The organism is Stutzerimonas stutzeri (assembly GCF_009789555.1).
GTDB lineage: Bacteria > Pseudomonadota > Gammaproteobacteria > Pseudomonadales > Pseudomonadaceae > Stutzerimonas > Stutzerimonas stutzeri_R.
Genome location: NZ_CP046902.1, coordinates 4,543,088 through 4,558,049, shown reverse-complemented (window position 1 = coordinate 4,558,049; position 14,962 = coordinate 4,543,088). Strand labels below are relative to the sequence as shown.

At 63.6% G+C, this 14,962-nt stretch carries 14 protein-coding genes; 12 read left to right on the top strand and 2 right to left on the bottom strand.

What is annotated here, in order from left to right:
* Window positions 1-20: 20 nt before the first annotated feature.
* Window positions 21-959 (bottom strand): NAD(P)/FAD-dependent oxidoreductase, encoded by a 939-nt coding sequence (locus GQA94_RS21240; RefSeq protein WP_158189875.1) that lies wholly within the window; start codon window positions 957-959, stop codon window positions 21-23.
* 355 nt (window positions 960-1,314) lie between these two features.
* On the opposite strand from GQA94_RS21240, the gene GQA94_RS21235 reads away from it, so the two are divergent.
* The gene (locus tag GQA94_RS21235) at window positions 1,315-2,313 is read left to right on the top strand and encodes a TRAP transporter substrate-binding protein (protein ID WP_158189874.1); all 999 of its coding nucleotides are present in this window, start codon (window positions 1,315-1,317) and stop codon (window positions 2,311-2,313) included.
* Between the two features lie 3 nt (window positions 2,314-2,316).
* Here the strand turns inward: GQA94_RS21235 and GQA94_RS21230 are convergent, their stop codons facing one another.
* Window positions 2,317-2,718 carry a DUF488 domain-containing protein gene (locus GQA94_RS21230; protein ID WP_158189873.1) on the bottom strand — a complete coding sequence of 134 codons (402 nt, stop codon included), beginning with the start codon at window positions 2,716-2,718 and terminating at the stop codon, window positions 2,317-2,319.
* Between the two features lie 191 nt (window positions 2,719-2,909).
* Here GQA94_RS21230 and GQA94_RS21225 point away from each other — a divergent pair, with 191 nt between their 5' ends.
* The 11 genes from GQA94_RS21225 (at window position 2,910) to GQA94_RS21175 (ending at window position 14,883) form a co-directional block, all read left to right on the top strand.
* Window positions 2,910-3,263 carry a hypothetical protein gene (locus tag GQA94_RS21225; RefSeq protein ID WP_158189872.1) on the top strand — a complete coding sequence of 118 codons (354 nt, stop codon included), beginning with the start codon at window positions 2,910-2,912 and terminating at the stop codon, window positions 3,261-3,263.
* A gap of 65 nt (window positions 3,264-3,328) precedes the next feature.
* Window positions 3,329-3,769 carry a CopD family copper resistance protein gene (locus GQA94_RS21220; RefSeq protein ID WP_158189871.1) on the top strand — a complete coding sequence of 147 codons (441 nt, stop codon included), beginning with the start codon at window positions 3,329-3,331 and terminating at the stop codon, window positions 3,767-3,769.
* 204 nt (window positions 3,770-3,973) lie between these two features.
* Window positions 3,974-5,224, top strand: a complete 1,251-nt coding sequence (locus tag GQA94_RS21215; protein WP_158189870.1) for an acyl-CoA dehydrogenase family protein — start codon at window positions 3,974-3,976, stop codon at window positions 5,222-5,224.
* A 177-nt stretch (window positions 5,225-5,401) separates the two neighbouring features.
* A complete protein-coding gene (gene nosR / locus GQA94_RS21210; RefSeq protein ID WP_158189869.1) occupies window positions 5,402-7,609 on the top strand; it encodes a transcriptional regulator NosR in 2,208 nt (735 codons plus the stop codon).
* 31 nt (window positions 7,610-7,640) lie between these two features.
* Window positions 7,641-9,542 carry a TAT-dependent nitrous-oxide reductase gene (nosZ, locus tag GQA94_RS21205; RefSeq protein ID WP_158189868.1) on the top strand — a complete coding sequence of 634 codons (1,902 nt, stop codon included), beginning with the start codon at window positions 7,641-7,643 and terminating at the stop codon, window positions 9,540-9,542.
* A 108-nt stretch (window positions 9,543-9,650) separates the two neighbouring features.
* Entirely contained in the window at window positions 9,651-10,976 is a 1,326-nt protein-coding gene (locus tag GQA94_RS21200) for a nitrous oxide reductase family maturation protein NosD (RefSeq protein WP_158189867.1), read from the top strand.
* Window positions 10,973-11,899, top strand: coding sequence for an ABC transporter ATP-binding protein (locus tag GQA94_RS21195; RefSeq protein ID WP_158189866.1), 927 nt, complete (start codon window positions 10,973-10,975; stop codon window positions 11,897-11,899). Before GQA94_RS21200 ends, GQA94_RS21195 begins: the two co-directional genes overlap by 4 nt.
* Window positions 11,896-12,723 carry an ABC transporter permease gene (locus tag GQA94_RS21190; protein ID WP_158189865.1) on the top strand — a complete coding sequence of 276 codons (828 nt, stop codon included), beginning with the start codon at window positions 11,896-11,898 and terminating at the stop codon, window positions 12,721-12,723. The genes GQA94_RS21195 and GQA94_RS21190 overlap by 4 nt, the downstream gene beginning before the upstream one ends.
* 25 nt (window positions 12,724-12,748) lie before the next feature.
* Complete coding sequence (locus GQA94_RS21185) at window positions 12,749-13,297, top strand: nitrous oxide reductase accessory protein NosL (RefSeq protein WP_158189864.1); 549 nt, start codon at window positions 12,749-12,751, stop codon at window positions 13,295-13,297.
* 28 nt (window positions 13,298-13,325) lie between these two features.
* A complete protein-coding gene (gene tatA / locus GQA94_RS21180) occupies window positions 13,326-13,508 on the top strand; it encodes a twin-arginine translocase TatA/TatE family subunit (protein ID WP_199270080.1) in 183 nt (60 codons plus the stop codon).
* Window positions 13,509-13,692: 184 nt separating this feature from the next.
* Window positions 13,693-14,883: an NnrS family protein gene (locus GQA94_RS21175; protein ID WP_158189863.1), complete on the top strand. Its 1,191-nt coding sequence runs from the start codon at window positions 13,693-13,695 to the stop codon at window positions 14,881-14,883.
* The last annotated feature ends 79 nt before the right edge of the window (window positions 14,884-14,962 follow it).

Sequence of the window (14,962 nt, the reverse complement as noted above, 5' to 3'; positions counted from 1 at the left end):
CGTAGGCGCGTCCCTGCGGTTCAGCGCGTCGCCTCCGAACCGCCCCAGGGCTTGGGCTCCAGGCTGTTGTGCACGGCGGTGGCGGCCTGTGCGGCCTGACCGATGGCGACACTCATCTGCTTCAGCCCCAGGGTCACGTCACCGATGGCGTAGAGTCCGCGCAGGGAAGTCTGCAGATGGTCGTCTACCCGAATCCCTCCCTGTTCATCGCAGGCCACGCCCAGCTGGTGGGCCAGATCCGAACGGAACCGTGCGCCGAGGCTGGGGTAAATGATGTCAAAGTGATGGGTCTGGCCGCCGCAGGTGGTCATCTCGATACCGGTTTCGCAGGGGCGCAGCGTTTCGACCCGGTCGCTGATCAGGCGCACGTCGTAATGCTCGGCCAGCGCAATGGCCTGGTCACAGGCGTCCTGCTCGCCATGGACCACCACCGTGACCTGGTCGGTGAAGGTGCGCAGGAACACCGCGTGACTGATGGCGCATTCCGCTTCGCCATACACCGCGACGTTGTCACCGTTGACCTCATAGCCGTCGCAGATCGCGCACAGCCGCACCTTGCCGTCGGCGATGGCCTGGTCGACGTCGGGCATGTCCGGCAAGGTGTCTTCGATGCCGGTGGCCAGGATGATGCGCCGCGCGACGCACGTCTGGTCGTCGTAGCGCACGGTGAAGCCGTCGGCATGCGGCTCGATGTGATCGACCCGGCCGTGCTCGAGCCTCGCGCCGTATCCGCTGGCTTGCTCGCGCAGCCGCACCAGCAGCGCATTGCCATTGATGCCCGGCGGAAAGCCCGGATAGTTGTGCGAGCGCGGGATCCAGGAGGCCCGGCTCGATCCGGCGTCCACCACCAGGCAACTACGCCGGAAGCGGGCCAGATAGAGCGCGGCGGTCAGCCCGCCGGGGCCGCCGCCGACGATCAGGCAGTCGATAGGTTCGGGTAGCGAAAGGGGCGAGTTCATGGCATCGGCCGTGGCAACTGGTTGCCAGTAGAAGCGACATTCGGTGAGAAAGTTCTGCCGATCCGACGCACGCAATAGGCTGTTTTGAGAGCTGGTTGGAGTTTCCTGCGCTTGTATCGCGTGCGTCGATGGCCAAGACTCTCCCCTTCGTGTGATTCCGTTCTGGCATCGGTCTCTTCACGATCCTCATTCCAATAAAGGCCAGCCGCCGGCACTGCGTTGCCAGGTAGAGCAGGTCATTCGAAAAGAATGGATGGGCCGCGCATTCGCGCGAGCCGAATCCTGTCGCGATCGATAAACCACTCGGACGGTGCCCACAAGGCGCCGGTTTCGGGCTTTTCCCGTTGGGGGTCAGATGTTCAAGTCTTGTGTTGCTGTGCTGGTCGTAGTCCTGTGTGGGTTGAGTGTCCCGGCCGTCGCGGCCGAGGGAGAGCCCTTCGTCATCAAGTTTGCCCACGTGGTGGCCGATGACACGCCCAAGGGCAAAGGGGCATTGCTGTTCCAGAAGCTGGCCCATGAGCGCCTGGCCGGCAAGGTGAAGGTCGAGGTGTATCCCAACTCGACCCTTGTCGGCGATGCCGACGAGATGCAGGCGCTGCTCGATAACGAGGTTCAGATTCTCGCACCTTCGCTGTCCAAGTTTGGTCAGTACACCAAGAAGCTGCAGGTCTTCGATCTGCCGTTCCTGTTCGACGACCAGGCGGCGGTGCAGCGCTTCCAGAAGCGCGAAATGAGCCGCGAATTGCTGCGCTCGATGGCTGATTCGGGCATTTATGGCCTGGCCTACTGGAATAACGGCTTGAAGCAGATGTCCGCGACCCAGCCGCTGCGCCTGCCAGACGATGCCGGCGGGCTCGCCTTTCGCGTGCAGCCGTCGTCGGTACTGGAGGCGCAGTTCAAGGCGGTCGGTGCCAAGCCGGTGGTGTTGCCCTTCGCCGATGTCTACAAATCGCTGCAGGCCGGTGTCGTGCAGGGCGCCGAGAATCCCTGGTCGAACATTGCCAGCCAGAACATGCACCAGGTCCAGCCGTTCATCACCGAGAGCAACCACGGCGTACTCAACTACATGCTGGTGACCAGCCAGAAGTTCTGGATGAGCATGCCATTCGCGGTCCGCTCGGAGCTTGAAGGCATCATTCTGGAGGTGACCCAGGCGGTCAATCAGGAAGCCGCGGCGCTCAACCAGCGCGACCGTGAGCGGATCCTGGCCAGTGGCAGCAGCAAACTGATCACCCTGACGCCTGAGCAGCGCCAGGCGTGGCGCGAGAAGATGATGCCGGTCTGGCAGTCCTACGAGGCCGATATCGGTGCCGATGTGATTCGTGCCGCGCTGACGGTCAACCGCAAGCACTAGCGCTCAGGTGATCCGCTCGCCGGCATAACATGTTGGCGATGCTGGGGCGCCATGCCGCTCCAGCTCCTCTTGCAGCCATTCGGCCAATACCCGCGCATTGTTCTGCTGCGGGTCGCGAGCCGCGTAGATCAGCGTCAGCGGCCCCTGGGCGGCGATATCCAAGAGCGGCCACCAGTGCTCCGGGTGGTTGGCCAGTTCCCTGCGGTATCGCTCGCGAAAGGCGTCGAAGCCCAGCTCGCCAGCCTTGAAGATCCGGCGCAGCGCGGTCGAAGGCGCCAGGTCCTTCGGCCAGCCATCCAGCGGCAACGCCTCCTTGCAGAGATTTCTTGGCCAGATGCGATCGACCAACACGCGATAACCGTCGCTGGCTTCGCTCGGCTCATAGGCTCGTTTGCAGGCAATCATGCTTGGCTGGCTCCGCTGTCATGAGGCAAACGCTATCAGGGTATAAATTACCGTTACGACGGTGATAAAAACCTGCTCCAAGAGGGTTAAAATAACCTTTGAGTGCTCAAGTTACTGTTTATAAAAGATAAAAAGTCGGCACGCTTCCTGATTGGGCTAATGGGAAATCACAACCCTTCAAGGAGCTTCACATGAACAATCTAGTCGCTTGGATGACAGGCGCAATGCTGCTGGCAAGCACGGCGGTCAATGCCGATGAGGTGGTGCAGGTTCGCCAGGACCGAGCGGTAGGTGGCGGCTTTGGCGGTCTCACCGGGTTCATGCTGGGAGCGGCGGCCGGCGGGCCCGTCGGCGCCCTGGTTGGGGGCGGCATGGGCTATTTCGTCGGCCAGGGTGTGCAGAAGGCGGCGGGCCTGGAGCACACCTTGTATACCGTCGAAACCGAGGAGGGCTCCCGGTCGCGCGTGCGAACCTCGGCGAGCGGGCTCGTCGTCGGGCAACAGGTGCGACGTGAAGGCGCCAGCCTGACTGCGCTGAATCACTGACCGTAGCGGTTCAAGGCGCGGGTGGCCCTGTTAGGCTGCCTGCCGGGACAACCGAGGGAGTCGCGATGAGCTATCCGCTGTTGCATGTTATCCACTTGTTGGCGGCCATCTTTTTCATTGGCACCCTGTTCGTCGAGGTAGTGGTGCTCGCTCGCGTGCGCCAGCAGATCGAACCGGAGCTGATGCAGCGGGTCGACCGGGCCGTCGGGGCTCGGCTGCGTGTGGTGCTGCACGGGGTCGTGCTGTTCGTCTACGGGGCGGGCATCGGTCTTGCCTGGTATCACCGTCAGGCACTGGCCAGTCCGTTGGGCAGCAGTTTCGCGACCCTGCTCTGGTTGAAGATTGGCCTGGCGGTCGGCGTGTTCCTGACCTTCGGCCTGGTCGCCATGCTGTTGCGCAGCGGGCGCATGACACCCGCTCGCTACCGGCGCATCCACTGGGCGATCTTCGCCCAGATGATCGGCATCGTGTTGCTGGCCAAGGGGATGTTCTACATCCATGGGTGACGGCAGCACGCCTGTTCCCGGCGCTCGTCTCTCACAGGGTCGCTAGTGCATCGGCGTCCGGCTGGCGATGACCGGGATCAATGTCGCCGGGTTTTGGCGGCCTGGTGATGAGGGCTGATTCAGCGCTCTGAGCCTCGTTTGCAGAGCCTGCTCGCAGGGCTATCGTGGGCGCATCCCGCCCTCCGAGCAGCCGAGGTTTTTGCCATGCACTTTGCCTACAGCCCGCGCGTCGAAGCCTTGCGCCAGCAGCTTCGCGTATTCATGGACCAGTACATCGTCCCGCGTATCGGTGCCTGGCACGAAGAGGTCAATGCGGGTCGATACCCGGTGTCGTTCATGGAGGACCTTAAAGCGCTGGCGCGCTCCGAAGGCCTCTGGAACCTGTTCCTGCCCTCGCTCGGCGATGATGAGCCGGGTATGGGACTGAGCAATCTGGAATATGCCCCGCTGGCCGAAATCATGGGGCGGGTGCACTGGGCATCGGAGGTGTTCAACTGCAACGCCCCGGACACCGGCAACATGGAATTGCTGCACCTGTTCGCCACCCCGGCGCAGCGCGAGCGCTGGCTGACCCCTCTGCTCGAAGGTCGCATCCGTTCGGCGTTCGCCATGACCGAACCGGACGTTCCCTCGTCCGATGCGACCAACATCCAGACGCTGATTCGCCGCGACGGTGACGACTACGTGATCAACGGTCGCAAGTGGTTCATCACCAACGCTTCGCATCCGAACTGCAAACTGCTGATCGTGATGGGCAAGACCGACCCGGATGCCGATACCCATCATCAGCAAAGCATGATCCTGGTCCCGTTCGACACCCCCGGAGTGGAGCGGGTACGCAACATTCCAGTGATGAATCACCTTGCCCCCGAAGGCCATTGCGAACTGCTGTTGCGCAACGTAAGGGTCCCGGCCAGCCATCTGCTGGGGCGCGAGGGGGAGGGGTTCATGATGGCCCAGGCCCGGCTTGGACCGGGGCGGATTCACCACTGCATGCGCTCGATCGGCATGGCCGAATTGGCGCTGGAGCTGATGGTCGAGCGGTGCCAGGAGCGCAAGACATTCGGCAAATACCTGCAGCAGTACGCCAACATCGGTGACTGGATCGCCGAATCGCGTATCGAGATCGAACAGGCGCGCCTGCTGGTGCTCAAGACTGCCTGGATGATCGACGAAGTCGGTGCCAAGGCGGCGCGCAAGGAAATCGCGATGATCAAGGCGCTGGTGCCGGGCATGCAGACGCGCATCATCGACCGTGCCATGCAGGTCTACGGTGCCATGGGGCTGACCCCGGACACGCCGCTGGCGGACATGTGGACCGGCGGCCGTTCCCTGCGCTTCGCCGACGGACCGGATCAGGTACACCTGCGCAGCATCGCACGCATGGAAATCAAGGCCAGCGAAGCCACCCGTGGCGCCACCGCGGCGTATCTCACCCCGCCAGGTCGTCGCTGAGTCCGGTGCTCGTGCCGAGGCCGGTGCAGGTGATGCCTGGACCGGCGCTCCGCCCCCTGAATCATTGACAGGGCTCAACGAAATAACCGCCGCCGGCCAAGCTTGATTGCCATCAAGGAGTAGCCCAGGGCCGCTCCCTACCATCGCCCCACATTCAGTCGTTGAAGTGGGTAGCTCATGAAGTCCCGTCTCTCTCTCGCGGTTGGCGCCAGGCGTGCGTGGGAGCTTGGCTTCGTCCTGCTGTTGGCGCTGATGTTGAGCTTCGTCACGCTGCGGGCCGAGGAATACGCCGTCGCGCAGCAACGCATCGAGCGGTTCTTCCCCGATGCCGAGCGTTCGGCGCCTGAGGGCGATTACCGGGTTCGGACGCTGACCAGGGGCCGGGATGTACTCGGTTATGCCTTCCAGACGATCGACGTGGTGGACATCCCGGCTTATTCCGGTAAGCCGATCAACCTGCAGGTATTGCTCGATCCGCAGGGTGTGATCGTCGACGCCTATGTGCTCGAGCACCATGAGCCGATCCTGCTGATTGGCATCCCGGAAGAGAAGCTGCACGCGTTCACCGCCCGGTACGGCGGTATCCGGGTCGATCAGCGGGTCGTGGTCGGCCGCTCCAGTGACGACCGCGCCGTGACCATCGATGCGGTTACCGGCGCCACGGTCACGGTGATGGTGGTCAACGAGGTGGTCATGCGTGCCGCCCATGAAGTCGCGCTGTCGCTGGGCCTGGTAGATGGCACCGTCGGTCTGGCGCGCAAGCCTGCCACCGTGCGCGAGGATTATTACGAGCCTGCCAATTGGAGCGAGCTGACCGGCAATGGCGCGATCCGTCGTCTGCACCTGACCAGGGGGGCCATCGACCAGGCCTTCAAGGGCACCGAAGCCGAAAGCGTCGACCAGGCTGCGCCCGGGCAAGTCGACGAGACCTTCATCGATCTGTATGTCACCCACCTCGACCCGCCAACCATTGGCCGCACGCTGCTGGGCGACAACCAGTACCGCTATCTCCGGCAGGCGCTGAAGCCGGGCGAGCACGCCATCGCTGTCATGGCCAGCGGCGACTACTCCTTCAAGGGGTCGGGTTATGTCCGCGGAGGTATTTTCGATCGGGTACAACTGCGCCAGTCCGGCAACGTCATCAGCTTCCGCGACATGGATTTCCAGCGTCTGGACGACGTTTACGCCGAAGGCATGCCGGACTTCAGCGAAATGGCGGTGTTCATCGTGCGTGCGCATGCGGCCTTCGATCCTGGCTCGCCGTGGACGCTGGAGCTGCTGGTACGCCGTCAGACCGGGCCGATCAGCGGCATGTTCACCAGTTTCGAACTGGCCTATCAGATGCCGGAACAGTACCTCGAGCGGCCGCAGCCGACCGCCGAGGAGCTGGCCGCTGCCGAAGAAGCCAACCGGCCGCTTTGGGTCAACGTCTGGTATCAGAAGTCTTTCCAGATCGGTGTGATTCTGGCGGCACTGTTGCTGCTGACCGTCATCCTGTTCCTGCAGGACACCTTCACCCGCCGCCCGCGCTTCCTGCACTGGCTGCGTCGTGGCTACCTGGTCTTCACCGTGGTGTTCATCGGCTGGTATGCGCTGGGGCAGCTGTCGGTGGTCAATGTGCTGACGTTCGTCCACGCGCTGATCCAGGATTTTCGCTGGGAACTGTTCCTCACCGATCCGGTGATTTTCATCCTCTGGGTATTTACCGCCGCGAGCATCCTGCTTTGGGGGCGCGGGGTTTTCTGCGGCTGGCTGTGCCCGTTCGGCGCGCTGCAGGAGTTGATCAACGAAGCGGCGCGCAGGCTGAAAATTCCGCAATACGAACTGCCCTTCGCCGTGCACGAGCGGCTATGGGCGATCAAATACATCGTACTGCTGGTGCTGTTCGGTATTTCCCTGGAATCCATGACGATGGCCGAACAAGCAGCCGAAGTGGAGCCGTTCAAGACGGCCATCACGCTCAAGTTCGACCGCCAGTGGTGGTTCGTCGCCTACGCCGTGGCGCTCCTGGTGATCAACCTCTTCACCCGCAAGCTGTACTGCCGCTACATCTGCCCGCTGGGCGCCGCGCTGGCGATCCCCAGCAAGTTCCGCCTGTTCGACTGGCTCAAGCGGCGCAAGGCGTGCGGCGACCCGTGCCAGCTCTGCGCCAGGGAGTGCGAGATCCAGGCCATCCATCCGGATGGGCACATCAATGCCAACGAGTGCCACTACTGCCTGGATTGCCAGATGACCTACCACAACGACGGCAAATGCCCGCCGCTGATTCTGCAGAACAAACGCGCCAAGCGCCGAAAAGCGCCGGCCGGCCCATCGCTGATTCCCGTGGCGCAGATACCTCACAGCGATGCGCCTGACCGCGAAGGCTCGCAACCGATCGTTTGACCCGACTGATGTTGTCCCAAGGAGCAATCACATGAGCGACAAAGAAACCAGCAACCGGAAAGCACTCGATAAAAGCGGCCTGAGTCGCCGCGGCTTCCTCGGCGCCAGCGCATTGACCGGGGCCGCAGTGGCCGCGACCGCATTCGGCGGTGCGGTGATGAGCCGTGAAACCTGGGCGGCGGCGGTCAAGGATGCGCAGCAGAAGATCCACGTGGCGCCAGGTGAACTGGACGATTACTACGGCTTCTGGAGTGGCGGGCACCAGGGCGAGGTGCGCGTCGTGGGCGTGCCGTCCATGCGCGAGCTGATGCGCATTCCGGTGTTCAACGTCGACTCGGCCACCGGATGGGGACTGACCAACGAAAGCCGCCATATCATGGGCGAGAGCGCAAAGTTCCTGAACGGTGACTGCCACCACCCGCACATCTCCATGACCGACGGCAAGTACGACGGCAAATACCTGTTCATCAACGACAAGGCCAACAGCCGCGTCGCGCGGATCCGCCTGGACATCATGAAGTGCGACAAGATGCTCACGGTGCCGAACGTCCAGGCCATCCACGGCTTGCGTCTGCAAAAGGTGCCGCACACCCGGTACGTGTTCGCCAACGCTGAATTCGTGATCCCGCACCCCAATGACGGCAGCTCCTTCGACCTGCAATCGGAGAACAGCTACACCCTGTTCAACGTCATCGATGCCGAGAAGATGGAAATGGCCTTCCAGGTCATCGTCGACGGCAACCTGGACAACACCGATGCCGACTACACCGGCACGTACGCCGCATCCACCTGCTACAACTCGGAGAAAGCCTACGACCTGGGCGGCATGATGCGCAACGAGCGCGACTGGGTCGTGGTGTTCAACATCCCGCGCATCGAGGCGGCTATCAAGGCAGGCCAGTTCAGCACCCTAGGCGACTCCAAGGTGCCGGTGGTCGACGGTCGCGCCGGCTCGGCGTTCACCCGCTACATCCCTGTGCCGAAGAATCCGCATGGCTGCAACACGTCATCCGACGGCAAGTACTTCATCGCTGCCGGCAAGCTGTCGCCGACAGTCACCATGATCGAGATCGCCAAGCTCGACGAGCTCTTCGACGGCAAACTGAAGGATCCGCGCGAGGTGGTCGCGGCCGAGCCGGAACTGGGCCTGGGCCCGCTGCATACCACCTTCGACGGTCGCGGTAACGCCTACACCACGCTGTTCATCGACAGCCAGGTGGTCAAGTGGAACATGGCCGACGCGGTGCGCGCCTATAACGGCGAAAAGGTCAACTACATCAAACAGAAGCTCGACGTGCAGTACCAGCCGGGCCATTTGCATGCATCGCTGACCGAAACCAGCGAAGCCGATGGCAAGTGGCTGGTGGCACTGTGCAAGTTCTCCAAGGATCGCTTCCTGCCGACCGGCCCGCTGCACCCGGAAAACGACCAACTGATCGACATCTCCGGCGAACAGATGAAGCTGGTGCACGACGGTCCGACCTACGCCGAACCGCACGACTGCATCCTGGCCCGCCGCGATCAGATCAGGCCGCGGAAAGTCTGGGACCGTAACGATCCGTTCTTTGCCCCGACCGTGGAAATGGCGAAGAAAGACGGCGTCAACCTGGAGACCGACAACAAGGTCATCCGCGAGGGCGACAAGGTACGCGTGTACATGACCTCGATGGCACCCACCTATGGCATGACCGAATTCACCGTCAGGCAAGGCGATGAAGTCACCGTGGTGATCACCAACATCGATCAGATCGAAGACGTGTCCCACGGTTTCGTCATGACCAACCACGGCGCAAGCATGGAGATCAGCCCGCAGCAGACCTCGTCCATCACCTTCATCGCCGACAAGCCCGGCCTGCATTGGTACTACTGCAGCTGGTTCTGCCACGCGCTGCACATGGAGATGGTCGGCCGCATGCTGGTCGAGCCTGCGTAACGCCTGGGGCGGCGTCCACGCGCTTCCCGCAGGCGCGTGGATACCGCGAAGTGTCGCCGCACCAGGCGCCGGGTCCATGGACGGGCCGATACGCCACCTGCCTGGAAAATGAAGAGGAATAACGCAGTGCTCGGATATCAGGCGACACCCGGACTTCGGTTGCTGGCCGCTGTGTCGCTGGCCCTGTCTGGCGGTGCGGCCCTGGCGGCACCGCAACCCATAACCACACTGCCGCTGGAGCGGTTGGGCGAGCAGCATTGGCGGCTGCCTGCGGGCGAACACCGCGGGCAGTTCAGTATCGGCCAGCCGATCCGGCTGTCCTGCGCGCCCGGTGCCGTGCTGCAGGCGCAAGGCGAGGGCAACGGCTTGTCGATCGAGGCCTCCGACGTGATCGTCGAAGGTTGCACGTTGCGCGACTGGGGGCGCGACCTCACCGCGATGAACGCGGGCATCTTCATCCGGCCGAAGGCGCAACGGGTGGTGATCCGCGACAACCAGCTGTACGGCGCAGGCTTCGGCATCTGGGTCGATGGCTCGCGCGATGCCAGCCTGCTTGGCAACCGGATCGAGGGCGACACACGGGTACGCTCGCAGGACCGTGGCAATGGCATTCACCTCTATGCCGTGAGCGGCGCGCGCATCGTCGCCAATCAGGTGCGCCACGCGCGCGACGGCATCTACATCGATACCTCCAACGGCAATCACCTCGAGGGCAACGTGCTCGAGGACGTGCGTTACGGCGTGCACTACATGTTCGCCAACGATAACGCCGTGATCGGCAATCTCACCCGGCGCACTCGTACCGGCTATGCGCTGATGCAGAGCCGCAAGCTGACCGTGATCGGCAATCGTTCCGAGCAGGACGAGAACTACGGCATCCTAATGAACTACATCACCTATTCGACCATCCGCGACAACCGGGTCAGCGATGTGCGCAGCGGCTCGACCGGCGACAGCATGATCGCTGGCGCCGAGGGCAAGGCGCTGTTCATCTACAACTCGCTGTTCAACATCATCGAAGGCAACCGTTTCGAAAACAGCGCGCTGGGTATTCACCTCACCGCCGGCTCCGAAGACAACCGCATCGCCGGCAATGCCTTCATCGGCAATCGTCAACAGGTCAAATACGTCGCCAGCCGCACCCAGCAATGGTCGTTCGAAGGCCGCGGCAATTACTGGAGCGACTACCTCGGCTGGGACCGCAACGGCGACGGCGTTGGCGATGTCGCCTATGAGCCCAACGACAACGTCGACCGCCTGCTCTGGCTCTATCCGCAGGTGCGACTGCTGATGAACAGCCCGAGCATCGAACTGCTGCGCTGGGTCCAGCGTGCCTTCCCGGTGGTCAAGTCGCCGGGCGTGCAGGACAGCTATCCGCTGATGCGGCCAGCCCTTCCATCCCTGATTCGCACACAGCAGGAGGCAACGCCATGAGCGCAGTCGAGATCCACGGTGTGCACCAGCGCTACGGGCCTTTGACCGTATTGCACGATGTGAGCCTGAGCGTCGCAGAAGGCGAAGTGCTTGGCCTGTTCGGCCACAACGGTGCTGGCAAGACCACCAGCATGAAGCTGATTCTCGGCCTGCTCGCCCCGAGCGAAGGTTCGGTCCAGGTGCTGGGTGCGCAGCCCACCGACCCGGCCGTGCGACGGCAGCTCGGCTATCTGCCCGAGAACGTGACCTTTTATCCACAGCTCAGCGGCCGCGAAACGCTACGCCATTTCGCGCGCCTGAAGCGTGCACCGCTGAAGCAGGTCGATGAGCTGCTCGAACAGGTCGGTCTCGGTCACGCGGCCGAGCGCCGGCTGAAAACCTATTCAAAGGGCATGCGCCAGCGGCTCGGGCTGGCGCAGGCGCTGCTCGGTGAGCCGAGGCTGTTGTTGCTCGACGAGCCGACCGTAGGCCTGGACCCCATTGCCACGAGTGACCTCTATCAGGTGATCGACCGTCTGCGCCAGCGCGGCACCAGCGTCATTCTCTGCTCGCACGTGCTGCCTGGCGTCGAGGCTCATATCAATCGCGCGGCGATTCTGGCCAAGGGCCAATTGCAGGCAGTCGGCAGCCTGACGCAATTGCGGGTCGAGGCGGGGCTGCCGGTGCGCATCCGCGCCAGTGGTATCGCAGACGGTGCCGGCTGGCTGCGGCGCTGGGACGCGGAGGGCCATAGCGCCCGCGCGCTGGGCGAGCGCAGCGTAGAGGTTTCAGCCGTCAACGGCCACAAGCTGCCGCTGCTGCGCCAACTGCTCGGCGAAGGCGGGCCGGACGACATCGAGATCCATCAGCCGTCGCTCGAAGACCTGTATCGCTACTACATGACGCGCGCAGACAGTGCGCGCGCGACGGAGGGCACGTTATGAACCCAGTCTGGTACATCGCCCGCAAGGAGCTCAGCGACGGTCTGCGCAACCGTTGGCTGCTTGCCATCAGCCTGCTGTTCGCGGGCCTCGCGGTGGGCATCGCCTGGCTCGGAGCCGCAGCCTCCGGTCAACTGGGTTTCACCTCGATCCCGGCGACCATCGCGAGCCTGGCGAGCCTGGCCACCTTTCTGATGCCGCTGATCGCGCTGCTGCTGGCCTACGATGCGATCGTCGGCGAGGACGAGGGCGGGACCCTGATGCTGCTGCTGACCTACCCGCTTGGGCGTGGGCAAATCCTGCTGGGCAAGTTCGTTGGCCATGGCCTGATCCTCGCCCTGGCGGTACTGATCGGCTTCGGCTGCGCCCTGCTGGCCATCGCCGTGCTGGTAGACGACGTCGAGCTTGGGCTGTTGGTTTGGGCCTTTGGCCGCTTCATGGTCTCGTCGACCTTGCTTGGCTGGGTGTTCCTGGCCATGGCCTACGTGCTGAGCAGCAGGGTCAGCGAGAAGTCCAGCGCCGCCGGGCTGGCCCTGGGTGTCTGGTTCCTGTTCGTGCTGGTATTCGACCTGGTTCTGCTGGCGTTGCTGGTGTTCAGCGAGGGCAGGTTCAGCCCCGACGTGCTGCCCTGGTTGCTGCTGCTCAACCCGGCGGACATCTACCGGCTGATCAACCTGTCCGGCTTCGAAGAGGGCAGCGCCATGGGCGTTTTGTCGCTGGGCAGTGCGTTGCCGGTAAAAGCCGCCGCGCTCTGGCTGTGCCTGCTGTTGTGGGTCGGCGTATCGCTGCTGTTGGCCTATGGCGTGTTCCGCCGTCGGCTCGTCTGATGACTCGGTTAAAGGAACTGCAATGATGAGTGCGTTAAATATCCGGGCGGCCAAGGTCCTGGTTTCCATCGTGTTGCTTGGGTTGGCCGGCTGCAACGAAACCCAGCAGCCCGGACAGGTGCTCGAACCGGTCGCGTTTCACGCCAGCGACGAGTGTCACGTCTGCGGCATGGCGATTGGCGATTTCCCTGGACCGAAGGGGCAGGCGGTGCAGCACGGCTCGGTGAGGAAGTTCTGCTCGACGGCGGAGCTTCTCGGATGGTGGCTGCAGCCGGAGAACCGCATGCTCGATGCCAGGCTTTACGTGCATGACATGGGGCGCAGCACCTGGGAAGGTCCAGATGATCACTACCTGATCGACGCAACCGCGGCCTACTATGTCGCCGGCACGCCACTCAAGGGCGCGATGGGCGCGGTCCTGGCGACGTTCGCCGACGAGTCCGCGGCCAAGGCCCTGGCGGCCATGCACGGTGGCCGGGTGCTGCGCTTCGAGGACATTGACTCATCGGTGCTCCAGCAAACGTCGGGAATGCCGCATGGCACGTCCGGTCATCAGGCTCACGTCGGTCACTGATCGGCAACGACTACTCGAGGTCACTGAAATGATGGGAATCAGCATCTGGCAGCTCCTGATCGTGCTGCTGATCGTGGTCATGCTGTTCGGCACCAAACGCCTGCGCGGGCTTGGCTCGGACCTGGGTGGCGCGATCAGCGGCTTTCGCAACTCGATGAACGACCGTGAAGGCACGGCATCGAGCGATGCGGCCAAGCAGGAACTGAAATAACCGCCCCCGCTGGACCGAATGTATGCGGCCGCCCGGCTCCTTGAAAAGCTGATTGCAATCAAGTCCGTGAGCGGCTTCTACCCTGTAGAACGTAACCCTGGCTCCAGGCACCTTGGAGCCAGGATCTTCGGCCCAGCGGCTTACCGCCTTGCTGGCCGTCGCGCAAGAAGTGTCAGGAGGCCTCGTGCACGTCATCGATCGGCGAAAAGCCCTCAGCATTCCACCCCTCTGGCGGCTCGCGTTTCGCCCGTTTTTCCTCGTCGGCTGCCTCTTCGCCATGTTCGCGATACCGCTCTGGGTCGCCGCGTGGACGGGGCTGTGGCCCGGTTTTCAGCCCACCGGCGGCTGGCTGTCATGGCACCGCCATGAAATGCTGTTCGGTTTCGCCATGGCAATCGTCGCCGGTTTCCTGCTCACCGCCGGACAGACCTGGACGGGCCAGCCTGGCGTCTCTGGCAACTCGCTGGCAGCGCTTGCGGGACTCTGGCTGGCGGCGCGTCTGGGCTGGTTGATGGGCGCGCCGATCGGGTTGCTGGCCGCGGCGGACCTGCTTTTCCTGCTCGGTGTGACAGGGTTGATGGCGCGCATGCTGTGGCGCGCCAGGCAGACGCGCAATTACCCGATCATCGTCGTGCTCACCCTGATGATCGGCGCCGACGCGGTAGTGCTCTGCGCGATCGCGTGGGGCGACGACGGCTTGCAGCGCCAGGGTGTGCTGGCCGGATTGTGGCTGGTGGCGGCCTTGATGGCCATCATCGGCGGACGGGTTATTCCCTTTTTCACCCAACGCGGCCTCGGTCGCACCGAGGCGGTGAAACCCTGGCTATGGCTTGACGTGGCCCTGCTGATCGCCACCGGCCTGGTAGCCATGCTCTACGCCACGGGCCCCGCATTGCAGCGGGACTGGCTTCTAGGCGCGCTGTTTTTCGCCATCGCAGCGGGGCACCTGCTGCGGCTGGCGCGTTGGTACGACGCGGGTATCTGGCGCGTTCCGCTTCTCTGGTCGCTGCACCTGGCGATGCTCTGGCTGGTGGTCGCCGCGACGGGGCTGGGGCTGTGGAACGTCGGCTTGCTGGACAGTTCGAGCCCTGCGTTGCACGCCCTATCGGTGGGCTCGATGAGCGGCTTGATACTGGCGATGATCGCCCGCGTCACCCTCGGCCACACCGGTCGGCCGCTGCAGTTGCCCACGGGCATGGTCGGGGCATTCGTGCTGTTCAACCTCGGCGCGGCGTCGCGGGTGTTCCTTTCCGGACTGTGGCCGCTGACCGGCCTTTGGCTCGCGGCAATCTGCTGGACGCTGGCCTTCGCCCTGTACGCCTGGCGCTATGCACCGATGCTGCTGACTGCACGGGTCGACGGCCATCCTGGCTGACCGCGTCGCGTCACCATCGTCGCCTGTGCTCATCCTTTGAACAACCGCTGCCTGCCCATTCCGGGGACGGGCAGCCTGC